The organism is Dactylosporangium sp. NPDC005572, from assembly GCF_040605515.1.
Taxonomy (GTDB): domain Bacteria; phylum Actinomycetota; class Actinomycetes; order Mycobacteriales; family Micromonosporaceae; genus Dactylosporangium.
The window spans coordinates 1-18,586 of sequence record NZ_JBEXCY010000002.1 but is presented as its reverse complement, the minus strand read 5'-3'; the positions used below and the strand labels follow the sequence as shown (position 1 = coordinate 18,586).

Genomic DNA, 18,586 nt, shown 5'->3' with positions numbered 1-18,586 from the left:
ACGTCGACGTTCGAAACCGCTCCGCCCGAGGTCAGTCGTGGTGGATGCGGCCCGCCATCTCCGTCAGGCGGGCGCCGCCGCCGCCCCACCGGCCGGCGATGATCTCCGCGGCGATGCTCACCGCGGTCTCCTCCGGGGTGCGGGCGCCCAGGTCCAGGCCGATCGGCGAGGACAGGCGGGCCAGCTCCTTCTCGGTGACGCCGGCCTCGCGGAGGCGGGCCATGCGGTCGTCGTGGGTGCGGCGGGAGCCCATCGCGCCGATGTAGGCGAACCGCTCGGCGAGCGCCACCTGGAGGACGGGGACGTCGAACTTCGGGTCGTGGGTGAGGACGCAGACCACCGTGCGGTCGTCGACGCGGCCGGCGTCGAGCTCCTGCCGGAGGTACCGGTGCGGCCAGTCGACGACGACCTCGTCGGCCCCCGGGAAGCGCTTGGCGGTGGCGAAGACCGGGCGGGCGTCGCAGACGGTGACGCGGTACCCCAGGAAGCCGCCGATGCGGGCCACGGACGCGGCGAAGTCGATCGCGCCGAACACCAGCATGCGCGCGGGCGGCGCGTACGAGGCCACGAACAGGGTCAGGCCCTCGCCCCGCCGCTCGCCGTCCGGGCCGTAGTGCAGGGTGTCGGTGCGACCGGCCGCGAGCAGGCCGCGGGCGTCGTCGGTGGCGGCGGCGTCCAGGCGCGGCGAGCCGAGCGTGCCGCTCGACGAGGACGGCCAGACCACCATCCGGCGGCCGATGCGGTCGGGCGGCCCCTCGACGACGGAGACGACGGCGACCGGGTCGTGTGCCTCGATCGCGCGGGCGACGGCCTCCAGCTCGGGATACGTCTCGCGGGACACCGGCTCCACCAGCAGCTCGATGATGCCGCCACACGTCAGCCCGACCGCGAAGGCGTCGTCGTCGCTCACGCCGTACCGCTGGACCACCGGCTGTCCGGACTCGACGACCTCGCGCGCGAGCTCGTAGACCGCGCCCTCGACGCAGCCGCCGGAGACGCTGCCGACCGCGGTGCCGTCGGGGCCGACCAGCATCGTCGCCCCGGCGGGGCGGGGCGAGCTGCGCCAGGTCCGCACGACGGTGGCCACGCCGACCGGATCGCCGGCCCGCCACCAGTCGACGAGCTCGGTCAACACCTCACGCATCGCGGACCTCCTGTACCAGCGCTTCGATCGCCGCCACCGTGTGCCCGGCGACGAGGGCGTCCACGTGCGGCAGCACGGCGGCCAGCCCGGCCGCCGACGGGGTGAAGCCGGGCCGGCCGGCGTGCGGGCTGACCCAGATCGTCCGCGCGGCGAGCCGGTGGACGTGGGCGACGGCGGCGCCGAGGCGGGCCGGGTCGCCGCACTCCCAGCCGTCGCTGCAGATGACCACGACCGCACGGCGGGCGACCCCGCGGTGGCCGTCGCGGCGGACGAACGTCGTGACGGTGTCGGCGAGCCGGGTGCCGCCGCGCCAGTCGGGGATCGCGCGGCCGGCCTCGCGCAGCGCCGCCTCGACGTCGCGGGTGCGCAGCGCGGCGGTCAGCGGGGTGAGCCGGGTGCCGAGCGCATACACGGCCGTCCACCGTGGACGGTGCTGGACGAACGCGTGGGCGAGGCGCAGCAGCGCGTCGGCATACGGCGACATGGAGCCGGACACGTCGAGCAGCAGCACCAGGCGGCGCGGCCGGGGCCGCCGCGACCGGCGCAGCAACGGGCGGGGCTCGCCGCCGGCCCGCAGCATGGCGCGCACGGTGCGGCGGCGGTCGACGGTGCCGCGGGTGTCCGGCCGGTACCGCCGGCCCGGCCGCTGCGGGTGCGCGTCCGCGAGCCGGGCCAGCAACCGCGCCGCCTCGGCCCGCTCCAGGCCGGACAGCGTCGCGAGGTCGCGGTGGCGCAGCACCTCGGCGTCGCTGGCCTGCACGCTGAGCGCCGGGTCGCCGTCGGCCGCCGGCGCCGACGGGGGCATGGTGGCGCGGAACAGCGACCGCTCGGGCAGCCGGCGCACCTGCCACGCGCTGCCGCGCGGGTCGGGGTCGCGGGACTGGCCGTGGAACGCCGCGTCGTAGCGGGCGACGTCCTCGGGCGAGCCGCACAGCGTCAGCCGGCCCACCCAGTACGCGTGCTCGACGCCCACCTCGTCGAGCGCGGAGAGGAAGGCGATGCGGCGGTCGAGCGGCGCCTCAAACCACATCGGAGGCTCGCACCAGCTCGATGTCCTCGCGCACCTTGAGCACGACCCCGAGCGTCTCCGGGCCGGGCGTGGCCACGCCCAGCGCGCCGAGCGCCGCCGCCCAGTCGATCGCCTCCGCCACCCCGGGCGGCTTGACGAGGTCGAGCGTGCGCAGCCGGGCGGTGGCCGCGGCCACCTCGCGGGCGAGGCGCTCGCCGACGCCGGGCAGCCGGCGCCGCACGATCTCGGCCTCGCGCTCGGGGGTCGGGTGGCCGACCCAGTGGTACAGGCAGCGGCGTTTCAACGCGTCGTGGACCTCGCGCGTCCGGTTGCTCGTCACCACCACGACCGGCGGGACGACCGCCTCGATCCGCCCCAGCTCGGGCACGCTCACGGCGGCCTCGGCCAGCAGCTCCAGCAGGAACGCCTCGAACTCGTCGTCGGCCCGGTCGATCTCGTCGACGAGCAGCACGCACGGGGCCCGCTCGATCGCCTGGAGCAGGGGCCGCGCGATCAGGAACCGCCGGTCGTAGAGGCCGGCCTCCAGCTCGGCCGCCGACAGCGTGCCGTGCGCGGCCGTCTCCACGGCGCGCAGGTGGAGCACCTGGCGGGGGAAGTCCCAGTCGTAGAGGGCCTGCGCGGCGTCGAGTCCCTCATAGCACTGGAGCCGGATCAGCTCGACGCCGGCGGCCTCGGCGAGGGCGGTCGCGAAGGCGGTCTTGCCGACCCCCGCGTCACCCTCCAGGAAGATCGGCCGGTGCAGGCGCAGCGCGAGGAAGCCTGCCATCGCGAGCCCCTCGTCGGCGAGGTAGCCCGCGTCGGCCAGGCCCGCCGCCAACGCGGCCGGCGACGCGAAGTCCGGCACGCGTCAACTATGCGCCACTTTTCATTCGGACGCGAATGCCGCTCGGACCAGCGGCAGCACCTCGGTGCCGAGCAGCTCGATCGACTCCATGACGAGCCGGTGCGGCACCCCGGACCAGTCCATCTGCATGGCGTAACGGTCCGCCCCGACGAGCTTGCCGACGGTGATCAGGCGCTCGGCGACCTCCTCCGGGCTGCCGGCGAAGATCGACTGTGCCCCGCGGGCCCACTCGTCGTACTCGGCGCGGGTGGGCACGGCCCAGCCGCGGGCCGCGGCGCCGTACTTCATGGTCGCCAGCCAGTACGGGTAGAACGCCTCCCTGGCCTCCCGCGAGTCCTTGGCGACCAGCCCGATCGCCCCCATCGTCACGTGCGTGCCGCCGGCCCGCCGGTAGAGGTCCACCAGCGGCGCGAACCGCTCGGGCCGCCCGCCGATCACGGCGTAGACGACCGGCAGGCCGAGCACGCCGGCCCGCACCGACGACTGCGGGTTGCCGCCGGTCCCGACGGAGATGCGCAGGTGCTCGCCGTACGGCCGGGGGTACACGTCGACGTTGTCGAGCGCCGGCCGGAACCGCCCCGACCAGGTGACCGGGTTGCCCTGGTCGAGCTGGAGCAGGAGCTCGAGCTTCTCGTCGAACAGCGCGTCGTAGTCGCTCAGGTCGGCCCCGAACAACGGGAACGACTCGATGAACGACCCGCGCCCGGCCAGCAGCTCGGCCCGCCCGCGGCTGAGCTGGTCGAGCGTGGTGAACTGCTGGTACACCCGCACCGGGTCCTCGGTGCTCAGCACGGTGACCGCGCTGCTCAGGGTGATGTCCGTGGTGACGCTCGCCGCGGCCGCCAGCACGGTGGCGGGGTTGGAGATCGCGTAGTTCGGCAGGTGGTGCTCGCCGAGCCCGTAGAAGGTCAGCCCGACCTGGTCGGCGAGCCGGATCCGCTCCAGCGTCTCCGCCAGGCGCTGCGCGACCGTAACCTGCTCACCGGTGACCGGATCGGGATGACGGTCGCCGAAGCTGTACACACCGAGTTCCACGCATCGATCATGACACCGCGGTCGAGCATTCTGCCGGTGCCGATTCTGCCGGTCCTGCCGGTGATCGCCGGCTCAGGATCTCACGATGATCGCATCGATGCAGGTCACGCCGCTGGTCGCCGGGCGTTTCCGGTGCGCGGCGGGCTCAGCGGCGGTGCAGTGCGGCTATCGCGGCGGGCCGTAGCGTTACCCCTGCGGCGCGGATCGCGCCGGGCAGCGTCTTGCCGGGAACACGTCGGCGGCACGGGGGCGCCGAGGCGCTCCCGGCAAGACCGTTGCGATCAGGACTCCGGCGGGACGTCGAGGTCGGCGTCGTCGGCGATGTCCTCGCAGGGCACGCCCTGCACCTGGTCGGCGTGGGCCACCAGGTAGGCGCGGGCGCCGACGTCGGCCGTGGCCAGGGTCGTCACGCCGGCCCAGTGGTCGCGGCCCAGGATCACCGGGTGGCCGCGCTTGCCCTTGTAGGTCGCGGTGAGCAGCGCGCCCGGGCCGCCGTCGGTGGCCGCGAGCAGGCGCGCGACCGCGTCGGGGCCGATGCCGGGGGTGTCCACCAGCAGGACCGCCGCCGCGGTGGCGTCGGTGCCGGCCAGCGCGGCCAGCCCCGTGCGCAGCGACGAACCCATGCCGCTCTTCCAGACGGCGTTCTCGAGCAGCTCGGCGTCGCCGAGCTGCGCCTCGCCGCGGACCCGGGCCGCCTCAGCGCCCAGGACGACGAAAATGCGTGTGCAGCCACCGTCGCGCAGGGTGGCGACGGCGCGCTCGACGAGCAGTTGGCCGTCGTCGTGGCGCACGAGGGCCTTCGGCCCGCCATACCGGCGGCCGCCACCTGCGGCGAGGACCAGTCCGACTATCGCGCTCAGCGGGCACTCCTACCAGCGTCCAACGATGCAGCACCGGTCAGCCTAGTACCCGGTCGGTAGGCTGCGTTGCCATGGCCCTCCACGATCACTGTTCGCACTGCGGTGCCGCCTTTGCGCAGGGGGCCCCGTGGCCCCGGATCTGCGCGTCCTGCGGCGAGACGACCTGGCGCAACCCGCTGCCGGTGGCGGTCGCGCTCCTGCCGGTGGACACCGACCACGGCCGCGGCCTGGTGGTGGTCCGGCGCGACATCGAGCCGATGCGCGGCGAGCTGGGCCTGCCGGGCGGCTTCATCGAGGTCGGCGAGGCCTGGCGCGAGGCCACCGTCCGCGAGCTGCGCGAGGAGACCACGATCGAGGCCGACGCCGCGGACGTCGAGCTCTTCGACGTGCACAGCGCCCAGAGCGGCACCCTGCTGGTCTTCGGCCTGCTCCCGCCCCGCCCGCTGGCCGACCTCCCGGCGTCGGTGCGCACGGAGGAGTCGCTCGGCTTCGAGATCGCCGTCGAAGCGCGCGAGCTGTGCTTCCCGACCCACACGGCGGCGATGGCCCGCTACTTCGCGTCCGCGTAGACCTCGACCACCGAGACGTCCAGCGGGAAGCGGACCTCGGTCTCGCCGAACAGCAGGCGGCGCGCCTCCTCGGCGGCCGCCTGCACCGCCGCGCTGACCGTGTCGGCCTCGTCGCGTGGGCAGTGGACGACCACCTCGTCGTGCTGGAAGAACACCAGCTCGGCGCGCAGCCCGGTCAGCGCGGCGCGTAACCGGGCCAGCAGCACCAGCGCCCACTCGGCCGCCGTGCCCTGGATGACGAAGTTGCGCGTGAAGCGGCCCCGGGCGCGGCCCCGCGCGCCGCCGCGGTCGTCGGACTCCACCCCCTCCCCCGGCCCGTCGAAGCCCTCCCGCCAGGTCACCGACGGGGGCGGGCAGGTGCGCCCGAGCCAGGTGCGGACGAGTCCCCCGGTCTCGCCGGTGCGGGCGGCCTCCTCGACCAGGTCCCACGCGGCCGGGTAGAAGCGGCGCAGGGCGGCCAGAGCCGGTGCCGCGTTGCCGCCCGTCTGCCCATACATGGCGCCGAGCAGGGCCAGCTTGGCCTTGGCCCGGTCACCGTCGAAGGCCTCGGCGGCCAGCGCGGCATAGAGGTCGCCCTCGGCGGCGGCCCGGGCCAGCCGCCCGTCGCCGGAGACCGCGGCGAGCACCCGCGGCTCCAGCTGGCCGGCGTCGGCGACGACGAACGTCCAGCCGGGGTCGGCGACGACCGCCTTGCGGACCACCTTGGGGATCTGCAGCGCGCCGCCGCCGCGGGTGGCCCAGCGGCCCGACACCACGCCACCCGGAATGTACTCGGCGCGGAAGCGCCCGCCGGCCACCCACTGCTCGAGCCACGTCCAGCCGTGGGCGACCCACAGCCGATACAGCTCCTTGTACTCCAGGAGGATCGGCACGGCGGGATGGTCGACCTGCTGGAGCTCCCAGCGGCGGGTGGAGCGCAGCAGGAGGCCGACGCGGGCGAACGCCCGCAGCAGCTCGGCCGGCGACTCGGGGTGCACGCGCTGGCCCAGGGCCTCGTTGAGCCGCTCGTTGAGCTCGACCAGGCGGGCGGGCGGGCCGCCGCCGACCGCCGACGGGGCGCCGAGCATCTCGCGGAGCAGTGCGTCGTGGACGTCGGCCCGCCAGGGCAGGCCGGCGATGCCCATCTCGGCGGCGACCAGCGCGCCGGCCGACTCGGCGGCGACGAGCGTGCGCATGGCCCCGGCGCGCGGCGGGAACCCGGGTGCGGCGGCCGTCTCGGTCAGGGCCGCGATCCGGGCCCGCTGGGCGACGTAGACCTCGACGAGGTCGGCGAGCGAGCCGGCCGGGGTCGTCTCCAGGGCGTCGACCTCGAACAGCGAGGCCTGCAGCTCGCCGGGCGGCAGCGCGGCCCGCGACGGCGGGTCGGGCGGGACCGGGCGGCCGGCCAGCCGCGCGCTCGCGGCGGCGACCGAGCGGGGCTCGCCCCACCGTCCCTCGGCCCCCAGCAGCAGGGCCTCGGCCAGCTCCAGGTCGTAACAGCGCTCGACCCGCGCCCCGGCCCGGACGACCCGGGAGAAGAGGTCGGCCGTGGACGCCCAGAGCCAGCGCGGCCGGTCCGCCGCCTCGATCCGGGCGATGGCCGCGACGAGGTCGGGGACCGGCTGCTCGGCGCCGGTGGGCGTGCCGTCGTCGGCCAGTGGCCTCAGCCGGCCACCGGCACCCTCGGGAAACACCGCGACGAGCACGAGGGCATTACATCGCACACCCCTGACAGTTTTTAGCTCCCCGGGCTCCGTCCGCGGTTTTGTGGGGGGTTCCCACCCCACACCCCCCCGTGCGACGCTAGGCGCCGCACTTCAGGATCCGCGGGACGTTTGCTCAAGAAGACCGTCAGGGGTGCGCGGGCCATCGGTGGGTTACTTGACCGCGCCGGCGGTGAGACCGGCCTGGATCTGGCGCTGGAAGATGACGTACATCACGATCATCGGCAGGATCGAGATGGTCAGCGCGGCGAACAGCCCGGACCAGTCGGCCTCATAGCCGGCGCTGGTCGAGATGTCCGCGATGCCCTGGGTGAGCACCCACTTGTCCTTCGCGGACGCCATCAGCACCAGCGGCAGCAGGTACTGCCCCCACTGGCCGATCAGGTTGAAGATCGTCAGGCTGATCAGGCCCGGCTTGGCCATCGGCAGCATGACCGAGAAGAACAGCCGGGTGTGCGAGGCCCCGTCGATCGTCGCCGCCTCGGCCACCGTGTTCGGCAGCGTCCGGAAGAACGAGGTCAGGAAGAAGATCGTGAACGGCAGCGAGTACGCGATGTACACGATGATCAGGCCGGTGTAGCTGCCGAGCAGGCCGAGCTGCTTCACCTGGAAGAACAGCGGCACGACCGCGAGGAACGGCGGGAACGCGATGCCGGCCACGAACAGGAAGTAGATGAGCCGGTTGCCCCAGAACCGGTACCGCGCCAGGACGTACGCGGCCATCGAGCTCAGCAGCATCGTGCCGGCGGTGGCGAGCGTGACCACGAGCACGCTGTTGAGGAAGTAGCGGCCGACGTGGGCCTTGTTCCAGGCCCGGCCCCAGTTCTCCCAGCGCAGGTGGCCGGGCATGGTCCACGGCGTGCTGAAGATCTCGGTGGTGTTCTTGAACGAGGCCAGGAGCACCCAGACCAGCGGCAGGATGATCATGAGCGCCCAGATGGCCAGGAAGACGTTGCCGACGCCCCCGGCGATGTTGAGCTTCCGGCGGGTGCGCGGGCCGGAGGGCACCGCGCCCGCGGAGTGCTGGCCGCTGCGCTGACCCGGCGTGTCGCGGCCGATGATTGCGGTCATGTCCCGGCCTCTCAGTACTCGTAGGTCTCGCGACGGGTGAGCCGCAGCGTGAAGGCGGCGAACACCAGCGACAGCACGCACAGCGCCACGCCGTAGGTGGCGGCGTCGCCGTAGCGGTTCTGCTGCATGTTGTTGTAGATCTCCAGGCCGAGGACCGTGGTGGCGCCGTCGGGGCCGCCGTTGTCCTGGGCGAGGACCGAGACGATCGCGAACGCGTCGAAGGCGAGGATGCCGAGGTACACCCAAGCGGTCTGGATGGTGTCCCACAGCAGCGGGAAGGTGACCCGGAAGAACAGCGTCACCTTGTTCGCGCCGTCGAGCTCGGCCGCCTCGTAGATCTCCGCCGGGATGTTGGCCATGCCGGCGGAGAACAGCACCACGTAGAAGCCGACCGCCTGCCACACGAGCACCGCGATGAGCGAGGGCAGGGCGAGATGCTTGTCGATCAGGAACCCGACCGGACCGTCGAGGCCCGCCTTGAGCAGGACACCGTTGATGAGGCCGGACTCATTGGGCCGGTACACGGTCGCGAAGAGCACCGCGATGACCGGCACGGCGAGGACCTGGGGGAGGAAGAACACCACCCGGTAGAAACTCGACCCCCAGACCCCCGACGTCTTGCCGCCTTTGCTCTTCCCGCCCACGTTGAGGAGGAAGGCGAAGACCAGTGCGAACGCGATCGTGATCAGCGGCAGGAAGACCAGGATGATCCCGTGGTGCTGCAGCGCCTGCCAGAACCGATCGTTGTCCAGCATGCGCTTGTAGTTCTCGACCCCGACCCAGCGCGGCGCGGTGAAGCCCCGCCACTGCTGGAACGACAGAATGATCGTCTGTACGTAGGGCCAGAGAACGAAGTATGCGTACAGCACCACCGGCGCAACCAGGAACCCCACAATGAAGGGGTATCTTCCGTGCCGCATGATCAGGCTCCGATCAGCGCTTGAACTTGGTGATCGACGAGTCCTTCTTGATCTCGTCGGCCTTCTTCTGGATGCGCTCGACGAACTGGTCGGCCTTGATGCGGCCGAACATCAGCTCGTTGGTGGCGGTACGGGCCTCCTTGTCGAGGTCCTTGTACCAACCGTCGAAGAACAGGTTGAACACCTCCGAGCCGGCCGCCTTGAGGGCGTCCTGCGAGGACTGGGTGCCGGGGGTGAAGGTGAGCCCCTCGGTGCTGCCGAGCACCACGGTAGGCGCCTTGACGACCTCGGTGAAGCCCTTGCCGCCGGCCTTCGACAGCATCTGGCGCATGTACTCCAGGCCGCCCTTGGGGTTCTTGCTCTTCGACAGGACCACGTAGCCCTCACCGGCGGTCGCGCGCAGCGCCGTCGACTTGAGCTTGTCCGAGGCGGTGACGCTCGGGGTGGTCAGCATCTGGTACTTGAAGTCGGCCGGTGTGTCCTTCTTCTGCTCGTTCTCGAGCCAGTCACCGGACGGGTACATCGCCAGCTGGTACTGGTTCTGCTTGAGCTGGACGTCGGTGTGCTTGAGACCCTCGGCGCCCTGCAGGTTGTACTTGGCACCGATCTCGGCCCACGCCTCGGCGGCCTGCTTGACCGCGTCGACCTTCCAGGCACCGTCCTCGAGGTTGTCGATGTTCTTGAGGACGTCGGCGCCACCGATCTTCGCGGCGCTGGTGAGGATGATGTTCCACTGGTAGTACGCGGCGTTGGCACCGGCGTACGCGTAGGGCGCGATGCCCTTGGCCTTGATCTTGTCGCAGAGCCCGGTGAACTCGGCCCACGTCTTCGGCGCGGTCCAGCCGTTGTCGGTGAAGAGCTTGCCGGAGTACCAGATGCCGAACACGGTCGAGACGTAGTACAGGACGTACGGCTTGCCGTTGAACGAGCCCGTGTCGACGGTGCCGGGCACCAGGGTGTCCTTGACCTTCTTCGACGGGTCGTCGACCGACGGCGCGTCGAACAGCGCGGTCAGGTCCTGCAGCTGGCCGTCGGCGACGAGGGCGCCGAAGTCCATCGACTTCTCACCGGAGTTGTTCACGAACTCGGGGGCGTTGCCACCCGCGATGAGCGGCTGGACCAGCGTCGAGATCGCCTGGCTGGACTGGTGCTTGACCTCGGACTTCGGGTGCGCCTTCTTGTACAGCGGCTCGTGGACGTCCGTGGCGTACTTGTCGCCGTAGCCACCGTTGAAGATGACGACGTTGATCGGCTGGTCCTCGGGCGCGCCGAGCGGGTTGTTCGCCGAGACGGCGCCGGTGTTGTCGGTGCTCGGCTCGTCGTCGCCGCCGGTGGCGCAGGCCGCGAGCAGGCCCGCGGCCGGGGTGGCGACCAGGCCGGCGATCGCCGCGCGCTGGAGAACGGACCGCCGCGAGAGCGCGATTGGCTGCGACGGGGACTCGGGGGTAACGGACATGATCTGTCTCCTCGGTTCGGGTCAGGCGGTTCGCCGGACACGTCCGGCGTACCGCGACTCGAGGGTGTGGTTGTGCTCGTCCCCGCCGGGGACGTTTGCGGACAGGTAGACGGGAGCCACCTCGCCCGCAGCCTCGATGCGTCGCACGACCTCGGCGACCACCAGCTGCGCGATCAGCGCGTTGGTGACCGAAGAGACCGGGCAGACCGCGCCGCCGCCTTCCAGCGACAGCAATGCGTCGCCGTACGGCGCGCCGTTGTCCAGCACGACGTCGGCGATATCGGCGAGGCGTTGCCCCGAGGGGTGCCTGGGGGACACCCGTTCGGTGTGCTCGACCGACGTGATCGCGATCAGCTTGTGCCCGCGCTGCTTGATCAGCAGCGCCATCTCGACGATCCCCCCGTTGATCCCCGACTGTGAGGCCATCACGAACACGTCCTCGGGACGCGGCGCGGCGATCTCGTACAGCTGGCCCGCGATCCGGGGATCGCGCTCCAGCTTCTCGTTCTCGAGGATCCGCGGTTCCTGGCCGCCGTAGACGACGAGGTCCCGCAGGAGGATCTTGTTCGTCGGCACGAGCCCCCCGGCGCGGCCGGCGAAGTCGACCGCCACCGCCTCGGAGTGCCCGGTGCCGAACGCCTGGAGGATGCCACCGGATCGGATCGCGGTGACAATGTGATCGGCCGCCTGGTTGACGTTGCCGACCTGGGTGGTGGCGATCCGGTCGATGACGGTCTGGATCGCGGAGACGTACCCGAGTGCCGTGACGGCCATGCGCTCTCCTTGGACGAGGTTCACGACGCGTCCTTTCCCGCGGACGACCGGTGACCGGCGACCGCTTGCGCCGTAACGGAGAACGCTGCGTGCGCACGCTCGTGGGTGCGCTGGGCGACCGCGATGTACAGCAGGTCCAGCACCACGAGCTGCGGGTGCCGGGCCGACAGGGCATCCGGCCGGAACGTGGTCGCCTGCGTCGCGGTGAGCAGGACGATGTCGGCGACCTCGGCGAGGGGCGACCGCGGGAAGCTGGTGAGCGCGATGGTGGTCGCTCCCCGGCTGCTCGCCTCGGCGATCATCTCGATCGTCTCGCGGGTCTGGCCGCTGTGTGAGACGCCGAGGGCCACGTCGCCCGCCTGGAGCAGGGCCGCGGAGGCCAGACCGTTGTGCACGTCGGTCCAGGCCCAGGCGGCGATGCCGATGCGGTGCAGGCAGAACTGCATTTCCCCGCCGACCAGCGCGCTGCCGCTCGCGCCGTAGATGTCGACCCGGTTCGCGCGGGCGATGGCCTCGGCGGCGCGCTCGACCTCGCTGAGGTCCAGCAGGGCGGCGGTGTCGTGCATGGCCTGCGTGTCGGCGGCCATGATCTGGCCGAGGACCCGCTCCAGCGGGTCGGTCGGCTGGATCTCGCGGCCGATGTCCATCGTCCATCCGCCGGTACGGGCGGCACGGCCGGTCTCGCCGGCGATGGCCAGCCGCAGGTCGGCGTAGCCGACGAAGCCCAACGCCCGGCAGAAACGGGTCACGGTCGCGGGCGAGGTGCCGCTGCGCTCGGCGAGCTCGACGATCGTCGAGCGGGCCGCGGCGGCGGGGTCGGCCAGGATCAGCTCGGCCACGCGCTGGAGTGCCCCGGTGAGCTCGGGCAGCCCGGCACGCACGCGGGCCAGAACGCTGCCGCCCTCTTTGCCGCCGTCCAGGTGGATCGCCGGCAAGGTGCTCGTCGCGTCGGCCGGGATGGCGGACACCGGGGACGCGCCGACAGCGGTCTGCACCGCCGTCGTGAGCTCCTCATGTGCCGTCATCACAGGTACCTCTCGCGTTCAGCAAAGTTCCTTAACTGTTAGTGGTAAAAGTTCTTACTGAGCGCCCCTTCTTGTCAAGGAGTTGGGTGAAGTTTTCAAACTGTTACCGAAGAAGTGGATCTTAAAGAAGGCTAAAAGCCCTGGTCAGTGGCCTTGGCAACACGTCGGTAACCGGCCACCCAGTCTGGCTTGGACCCGGCGCCGATGTCAGGGCTCACCCGAGATTTAGCCCGTTTTGTTACAAGGCTCGACTCCGGGGGTTTCCGCCGTTTTCGCACAGAAAAGGCCGAACCAACCCCTTGCGGAGCGGTTCGGCCGCAGTTCTGGTTCAGGCGTGTTCGCGCAGCGCGGTAATCAGAATTTCCAAACCCTCGCGGGCCTCGTCCTCGGTGAGGTTGAGCGGCGGACCCATCCGGATCGTGGTGCCGTACAGCCCGCCCTTGCCGACGAGCAGGCCGTCACGCCTGCAGCTCTCGAAGACGGCCGCCGTCCTGGCCACGGTGGTGAGCTCGATGCCGATCATGAGCCCCTTGCCGCGGACCTCCACCACGATCGGGCTCTCGACGCTTCGGAGCCCGTCGAGCAGGATGGCTCCCGTCCGGGCGGCGTTGGCCTGGAGGTCGTGGTCGAGGATGTAGTCGAGGACGGCGTTGCCGGCGGCCGTCGCGACGGGGTTGCCGCCGAACGTCGAGAACGAGATCCCCTGGACCTGCTCCATGACGTCCTTCTGCCCGACGACGCCGGCCAGGGCGAAGCCGTTGCCGATCCCCTTGGCGAACGTGAGCAGGTCCGGCGTCACGCCGTGGGCCTGGTAGCCCCAGAAGTGCTCGCCGGTGCGCCCCCAGCCGGTCTGCACCTCGTCGGAGATCAGCAGGATGCCGTGCTCGTCGAGGATCTCCTTCCAGACCCTGAGCAGCCCGTCGGGCCCGTGCGTGAACCCGCCGACCCCCTGGATCGGCTCGGCGATGAGGCAGGCGACGGTGCCGGCGGTGGTCGTGGCGAGGACTTCGCGGAGGTCTTCGGCGGCGGCTTCGAGGTACCGCGAATCGCTCATGCCCTTGAACAGCCCGCGCAGGCGGTCGCCCGAGTGGAGGTAACTGACGGTGAACGGGCTGAGCCCGGAGGCGGACCAGGCGCGGTTGCCGGTGACGGCGATGGTCCCGGCCGTCCGGCCGTGGTAGCTGTTGCGCACGGCGAGGATGGTGGCGCTCCGCCGGGCGTTGGTCGCGACCTGCAGCGCGGCCTCGTTGGCCTCGGTGCCGGAGTTGGTGAAGAAGACCCGCGCGTCGGGGATGCCGGAGTGCCTGGCGATCTTCTCGGCCAGCTCGACCTGCTGGCGGATGAGGTACAGCGTGGAGGTGTGCACGATGCCGGTGCGGAGCTGCCGCTCGACCGCTTCGCGCACCTCGTCGAGGTCGTAGCCGAGCGAGTTGGTCAGCACGCCGGCGAAGAAGTCGAGGTAGCTCTTGCCGTTACTGTCGGTGACGCGGGCGCCCTTGCCGGTGACGATCTCGATCGGCTCGTCGTAGTAGATCGGCATCCACGAGGGCATGACGCCGCGGTGCCGCCTGAGTAGCTCGTCCATGGGGCCATTCTGCGCGCGGCGACCGCGGGGTTTGCCGCTCACGGTCGCGGCGCCCCGCCCTGCCGTAGCGCGCTCCAGTAGGCGTTACGCACCGTAGCCGTTGGAATGCGCGCGACGAGCCACCGTGCGAAGAATTGTCCGCATATATCGCTCAAATCCCCCAGTCCGACGAGCGTGATCAACTACGGACTGGCGTTTTCAGGGGGCTTCGATATGCTGACCCGCGATGTTGACGGCACCGAACCGTGTCCTGACGCTGCTGGCCACCCTGATTGTCCTGGTGGTCGGGGTCGCCAACCCCGCGGCAGCCGAACCAGGCGAGGACGGCGGGCAGAATCTCACCGTGCGGCAGGCACTCGACAAGGCCCTCGGTGAGTACAACGACGCCAAAGGCCGGCTCGACAAGTCCGTCGCCGACCAGGCCGCCCTCACCGGCGAGCTCGCCAAGACCCAGCAGCGGCTCACCGAGCTCGAAGCCAACGCCGGCACCGTGGCCAACGCCGCGTACCGGGGCCGCCGGGTCAGCCTGGCCAACGTGATGCTCGGGGCCGACGACGCCGACAGCATGCTGCACGACATGGTGACCGTCGAGTACATGCTGGCCCGCGACGACCGGGCGCTCCGCGAGGTCAACGACACCCGCAAGCGGCTGGAGCAGCAGCAGAAGGACCTCAACGACGCCATCGCCAACCAGCAGGCGCAGTTGAAGATCATGGAGGCCAACAAGAAGGCCGCCGAGGACGCGCTGCGCAAGGCCGGGGGTGGCGCGGACACCAGCGGGGCACCGAGCGGCGGCAAGGTGACCACCAAGGCGGTGGCGCGCAACTCCGACGGTTCGTATCCGAAGGAGTCGTGCAGCCTCGACGACCCGACGACCAGCGGGTGCATCTCGCCGCGCATGCGCAATGCGTACGACGAGGCGCGGCTGGCCGGATACAAGCACTACACCAGCTGCTTCCGCAGCGGCGGCGGAGGCGACCACCCGCTCGGCAAGGCGTGTGACTTCTCGGCCAATGCATCGACGTTCGTCAACGCCAGGGCCACCGGTGCCGACAAGACGTACGGCGACAACCTGGCCGCCTGGTGCGTGGCCAACGCCAAGAACCTCGGCGTGAAGTACGTCATCTGGTACAAACGGATCTGGCAGCCGAGCAGCGGCTGGAAGTCGTACGGCGGCGACGGTACCCCGGCCGGCGACCACTACAACCACGTGCATTTATCGATGCAGTAGCCGCGAGTCAGGACCGCAGCGCGTCCAGCGCCAGCAGCGCCACGTGCAGTGACAGGCACACCGACACGTCGTCGAGGTCGGCGCCGATGATCTTCCGGATCCGGGCCAGCCGCTCGTAGAACGCCGGCCGCGACAGGTGGCTGTGCTCGGCCGCAGCCGACTTGTTGCGGCCGCACTCCAGGTACACGCGCAGCACCCCGAGCAGCTGCTCCCGCGGATGCCGCGCGTCGTACGCGAGCAGCGACCCCAGCTCCCGCTCGACGAAGGTCTGGAGCCGGGGTTCGTCGCGCAGGAGGTACAACAGGCCGGACAACCCGATGTCGGTCAGCCGCACGACGCCCGCGAAACCGCCGCCGCGGACGGCCGACGCCACCTGGCTGGCCTCCACCAGCGAGCGGCGCGCCTCGCGGGGCGTCGACACGCCCTCACCGACCGCGACGACGACATCGTCACCGGCGATTGCCCGCAGCCGAGCCGCGAACCGGGTCAGCGAGGCGGGCTCCTCGTCGGCGGAGCGCAGCGCCAGCAGTACCCCCGCGCTCGACTCGTCCAAGGCACCGACGAGACCCTTCAGCGCCGAGTCCCGCAGCGCCTGCGCGGCCTCGGTGGCCAGGGACGGCCGGATCACGATGCCCACGAGATGCCGGCGATCCAGGTGTACCCCGAGTGCGCGCGACCGCAGCACGACCTCGTCGACGGGCGTGGTGTGGCCGAGCAGCGCGGCGAGCAGGGTCCGGTGGGTCTGCGCCTCCTCGTCGCCGCGGATCAGCCGGCCCAGCGCGAGCGTCGAGGCGGCCCGCTCGATGAGGATCACGTGCCGCGCCTCGGCCGCCGGCACGCGCATGAGCAGCCGCCCCCAGTCCTCGCCGCGCGCGCCGACCGCGGTGACCAGCCAGCCGGACTCGGGGTCGTGCCCGGTGCGCCCGGCCGGACGGACCCGCCGCGAGTGGTCCTCCCAGTTGGCGAGCAGCAGCTCGGCGGAGCCGCCGGCGGCGTCGTACGCGAGCACCTGCCGGAACAGGTTCTCCAGCACGACGGGCGCGCCGGCCAGGGCCGCGGCCTGGGCGACCACCTCGGCGGCGCCGGCGCCCTCCACTGACAGGTCGGTGAACCGCTGGTGGATCTCCTCGGTGGCGCGCAGCTCGGCCAGCTGCGCGTCGATGATCATCGAGTGGACGGCCTCGGTGATGAGCACGAACGGGGTGCCGCGGTGCAGCTCGACGAGCGGGAACCCGAGCTCGTCGGCGGTGCGCACCATGACGGCGGGCAGGCGCCCGGAGTACCGCCGCCCCATCTCGACGGCGAGTCCGCAGGCCCCGACCTCGGCCAGGTCGGTGATGAACCGGCGCAGCCCCGCGTCGTCCGGCGGCAGCCCGATCCCGGTGCTGAGCACCAGCTCGCCGCCGCGCAGCAGGGTCGCGATGTCGGGCACCTCGGAGCTGTGCACCCACCGGACGACCTGGTCGAGCCCGCGCTCGCCCGCCACGACCCGCGGCGCACCGTTGCGCACCGGGTCGAGGGCGAGCACCTCGCGGACCGTGGGAAACACTAGGTCGCATCCTCGCGCGAGAGCTCCCAGAACGCCACGGCGGCGGCGGTGGCGACGTTCAGCGAGTCGACGCCGCGGCGCATCGGGATGACCACGCGCAGGTCGCTGGCGGCGAACGCCTCGCGCGTCAGGCCGGGCCCCTCGGCGCCGAGCAGCAGCGCCGGCCGCCGGCGCTGCTGCGGCGTCAGGCGCTGCAGGGGCACCGCGTCGGGCGCGGGCGTCATGGCCAGCACGGTGAACCCGGCGTCCCGCACGGTGTCGAGCGCGGACGGCCACGGCTCCAGCCGCGCATACGGGATGGCGAACACCTCGCCCATGCTGACCCGGACGCTGCGGCGGTACAGCGGATCCGCGCACGTCGGCGAGAGCAGCACGCCGTCGACCCCGAGCGCCGCGACGCTGCGGAACACCGCGCCGAGGTTGGTGTGCGAGTTCATGCCCTCCAGGACGGCGACCCGCCGGGCGTTGCCGAGCACGTCGGCGACGGTCTGCAGCGGGCGGCGGTGGAAGCTGGCCAGCACCCCGCGGTGCACGTGGAAGCCGGTGATGGCCTCGAGCACGCTCTGGTCCCCGGCGTACAGCGGCGCGTCGTCGACCAGGTCCTCGACCTGCGCGATCCGCTTCTCGTCCATGAGCAGCGACCGCAGCCGGTACCCGGCCCGCACCGCCCGCCGCACCACGAGCTCCCCTTCGGCGATGAACAGCCCGTTGGGCGGCTCCCACCGGGTCCGCAGCTCAACGTCGGTGAGCGCACGGTAGTCGGCGATCCGCTCGTCGGAGGGGTCAGAGATCGGTACGACAGGCACCCCGGCATTCTGCCCCCACGATCACCAACCCGCCCACCGCCACGCTCCGCCCCCACGAACGCCGGCCTTCACGGATACCCAGCCCACCCCCACTGAAGCCCACACCCCTGCCCACGCTTCCGCCCGCCCGCACCTCTGCCCACCCACGCTGACGCCCGCACACGCCCTGCCCACGTCCCCACGCCCACGCTGACACCCGCCCACCTCCGCCCGCCCACACCCACGCGCTGCCGCCCGCCGCCCACGCTTCCGCCCGCCAGCGCCTCAGCCCACGCCCGCCTCCTCCACGCCCACCCATGCCCACACCTCAGCCCGCCCCGCGTACGCCCATACCCCACGCCCGCGCTGACGCCCGCCTCCGCTCGACCCATGCCCGGCCCGCCTCACCCGGGTCCGCACGAGCCTGCCCACGCCCGCCGGCCCGCACACGCCGAACGACGGCACCAACCGATGCCCCCGCGACCTTCACCGCGCTCGCTGTTTCCCCTGCACTGTGCCGTCTCATGATCGATGGCACGATCCGGCTGTCATGGCGACCAGAACTCGCCATCGATCATGAGCCCGGGTCGGCGCGCGCCCACAGCGGCCCCGCGCGGCTTCCTGGCTCCGCCCAGCGACCGCTTTGCCGCCACTCCCCCGGCCGCCGCACCCCGCCGCCCGCCCTCGCGCCCACTACCCCGCGATCTTGGAGTTGTGGTCCCGGATTTGTCGCATTTATCGGATAAATCCGGGACCGCAGTTCCAAGATCCGCGCGGTGAGGCGGATCGGCGGTGAAGCGGGCCGCGCGGTGAAGCGAGCCCGCGGAGAGGCGGGCTTGCGGTGAGGCGAGCCGGCGGTGCGGCGATCAGGCGCAGGCGACGCCACGCGGCGATCAGGCGCAGGCGACGCCACGCGGTAATCGGGCGCACGCGGCGCCGTGCGGCGCACGCCACGCTGCCGCCCGCACGCTCTGTCAAAACCGTTCACGCCGAAGCCTCGACCGG

General features: G+C 71.9%; 16 protein-coding genes. 2 read left to right on the top strand and 14 right to left on the bottom strand.

Features of this window, described 5'->3' with window-relative positions; genetic code table 11:
• Positions 1–31: 31 nt before the first annotated feature.
• The 5 genes from ABZS66_RS01190 to ABZS66_RS01170 all read right to left on the bottom strand — a co-directional run bounded on the left by ABZS66_RS01190 (position 32) and on the right by ABZS66_RS01170 (position 4,895).
• On the bottom strand, positions 32–1,144 hold the full coding sequence (locus tag ABZS66_RS01190; protein WP_354753960.1) for an XdhC/CoxI family protein: 1,113 nt from the start codon (positions 1,142–1,144) through the stop codon (positions 32–34).
• Positions 1,137–2,174 carry a VWA domain-containing protein gene (locus ABZS66_RS01185; protein WP_354753958.1) on the bottom strand — a complete coding sequence of 346 codons (1,038 nt, stop codon included), beginning with the start codon at positions 2,172–2,174 and terminating at the stop codon, positions 1,137–1,139. Before ABZS66_RS01185 ends, ABZS66_RS01190 begins: the two co-directional genes overlap by 8 nt.
• Positions 2,164–3,018, bottom strand: a complete 855-nt coding sequence (locus ABZS66_RS01180; RefSeq protein WP_354753956.1) for a MoxR family ATPase — start codon at positions 3,016–3,018, stop codon at positions 2,164–2,166. Before ABZS66_RS01180 ends, ABZS66_RS01185 begins: the two co-directional genes overlap by 11 nt.
• A gap of 21 nt (positions 3,019–3,039) precedes the next feature.
• On the bottom strand, positions 3,040–4,053 hold the full coding sequence (locus ABZS66_RS01175) for an LLM class flavin-dependent oxidoreductase (RefSeq protein WP_354753954.1): 1,014 nt from the start codon (positions 4,051–4,053) through the stop codon (positions 3,040–3,042).
• A gap of 281 nt (positions 4,054–4,334) precedes the next feature.
• Positions 4,335–4,895: a nucleotidyltransferase family protein gene (locus ABZS66_RS01170; protein WP_354754307.1), complete on the bottom strand. Its 561-nt coding sequence runs from the start codon at positions 4,893–4,895 to the stop codon at positions 4,335–4,337.
• Between the two features lie 89 nt (positions 4,896–4,984).
• On the opposite strand from ABZS66_RS01170, the gene ABZS66_RS01165 reads away from it, so the two are divergent.
• Entirely contained in the window at positions 4,985–5,482 is a 498-nt protein-coding gene (locus tag ABZS66_RS01165; protein ID WP_354753952.1) for an NUDIX domain-containing protein, read from the top strand.
• Here the strand turns inward: ABZS66_RS01165 and ABZS66_RS01160 are convergent.
• The 7 genes from ABZS66_RS01160 to ABZS66_RS01130 form a co-directional block, all read right to left on the bottom strand.
• Entirely contained in the window at positions 5,464–7,167 is a 1,704-nt protein-coding gene (locus tag ABZS66_RS01160; protein WP_354753950.1) for a bifunctional 3'-5' exonuclease/DNA polymerase, read from the bottom strand. The genes ABZS66_RS01165 and ABZS66_RS01160 overlap by 19 nt on opposite strands.
• Before the next feature lie 171 nt (positions 7,168–7,338).
• Positions 7,339–8,112 (bottom strand): carbohydrate ABC transporter permease, encoded by a 774-nt coding sequence (locus ABZS66_RS01155; RefSeq protein ID WP_354754306.1) that lies wholly within the window; start codon positions 8,110–8,112, stop codon positions 7,339–7,341.
• A 155-nt stretch (positions 8,113–8,267) separates the two neighbouring features.
• Positions 8,268–9,149 (bottom strand): sugar ABC transporter permease, encoded by an 882-nt coding sequence (locus ABZS66_RS01150; protein ID WP_354753949.1) that lies wholly within the window; start codon positions 9,147–9,149, stop codon positions 8,268–8,270.
• A 40-nt stretch (positions 9,150–9,189) separates the two neighbouring features.
• Positions 9,190–10,632 (bottom strand): N-acetylglucosamine/diacetylchitobiose ABC transporter substrate-binding protein, encoded by a 1,443-nt coding sequence (gene ngcE / locus ABZS66_RS01145; protein WP_354753947.1) that lies wholly within the window; start codon positions 10,630–10,632, stop codon positions 9,190–9,192.
• A 21-nt stretch (positions 10,633–10,653) separates the two neighbouring features.
• On the bottom strand, positions 10,654–11,406 hold the full coding sequence (locus tag ABZS66_RS01140) for an SIS domain-containing protein (RefSeq protein WP_354753945.1): 753 nt from the start codon (positions 11,404–11,406) through the stop codon (positions 10,654–10,656).
• A 20-nt stretch (positions 11,407–11,426) separates the two neighbouring features.
• On the bottom strand, positions 11,427–12,431 hold the full coding sequence (locus ABZS66_RS01135; protein WP_354753943.1) for a MurR/RpiR family transcriptional regulator: 1,005 nt from the start codon (positions 12,429–12,431) through the stop codon (positions 11,427–11,429).
• 328 nt (positions 12,432–12,759) lie between these two features.
• Positions 12,760–14,016: an aspartate aminotransferase family protein gene (locus ABZS66_RS01130; RefSeq protein ID WP_354753941.1), complete on the bottom strand. Its 1,257-nt coding sequence runs from the start codon at positions 14,014–14,016 to the stop codon at positions 12,760–12,762.
• A gap of 226 nt (positions 14,017–14,242) precedes the next feature.
• Here ABZS66_RS01130 and ABZS66_RS01125 point away from each other — a divergent pair, with 226 nt between their 5' ends.
• Complete coding sequence (locus tag ABZS66_RS01125) at positions 14,243–15,247, top strand: hypothetical protein (protein ID WP_354753939.1); 1,005 nt, start codon at positions 14,243–14,245, stop codon at positions 15,245–15,247.
• Positions 15,248–15,254: 7 nt separating this feature from the next.
• Here ABZS66_RS01125 and ABZS66_RS01120 read toward each other — a convergent pair whose 3' ends face one another.
• A complete protein-coding gene (locus ABZS66_RS01120) occupies positions 15,255–16,796 on the bottom strand; it encodes a PucR family transcriptional regulator ligand-binding domain-containing protein (RefSeq protein WP_354753937.1) in 1,542 nt (513 codons plus the stop codon).
• The gene (locus ABZS66_RS01115) at positions 16,796–17,602 is read right to left on the bottom strand and encodes an RNA methyltransferase (RefSeq protein ID WP_354753935.1); all 807 of its coding nucleotides are present in this window, start codon (positions 17,600–17,602) and stop codon (positions 16,796–16,798) included. Before ABZS66_RS01115 ends, ABZS66_RS01120 begins: the two co-directional genes overlap by 1 nt.
• Positions 17,603–18,586: the final 984 nt, after the last annotated feature.

Bases quoted from the DNA above. Each gene is read 5' to 3' on its own strand.
- ABZS66_RS01165 (WP_354753952.1), top strand. From the start codon at position 4,985: ATGGCCCTCCACGATCACTGTTCGCACTGCGGTGCCGCCTTTGCGCAG.
- ngcE (WP_354753947.1), bottom strand. From the start codon at position 10,632: ATGTCCGTTACCCCCGAGTCCCCGTCGCAGCCAATCGCGCTCTCGCGG.
- ABZS66_RS01125 (WP_354753939.1), top strand. From the start codon at position 14,243: ATGTTGACGGCACCGAACCGTGTCCTGACGCTGCTGGCCACCCTGATT.
- ABZS66_RS01155 (WP_354754306.1), bottom strand. From the start codon at position 8,112: ATGATCATCCTGCCGCTGGTCTGGGTGCTCCTGGCCTCGTTCAAGAAC.
- ABZS66_RS01135 (WP_354753943.1), bottom strand. From the start codon at position 12,431: ATGACGGCACATGAGGAGCTCACGACGGCGGTGCAGACCGCTGTCGGC.
- ABZS66_RS01190 (WP_354753960.1), bottom strand. From the start codon at position 1,144: ATGCGTGAGGTGTTGACCGAGCTCGTCGACTGGTGGCGGGCCGGCGAT.
- ABZS66_RS01130 (WP_354753941.1), bottom strand. From the start codon at position 14,016: ATGGACGAGCTACTCAGGCGGCACCGCGGCGTCATGCCCTCGTGGATG.
- ABZS66_RS01140 (WP_354753945.1), bottom strand. From the start codon at position 11,406: ATGGCCGTCACGGCACTCGGGTACGTCTCCGCGATCCAGACCGTCATC.
- ABZS66_RS01185 (WP_354753958.1), bottom strand. From the start codon at position 2,174: ATGTGGTTTGAGGCGCCGCTCGACCGCCGCATCGCCTTCCTCTCCGCG.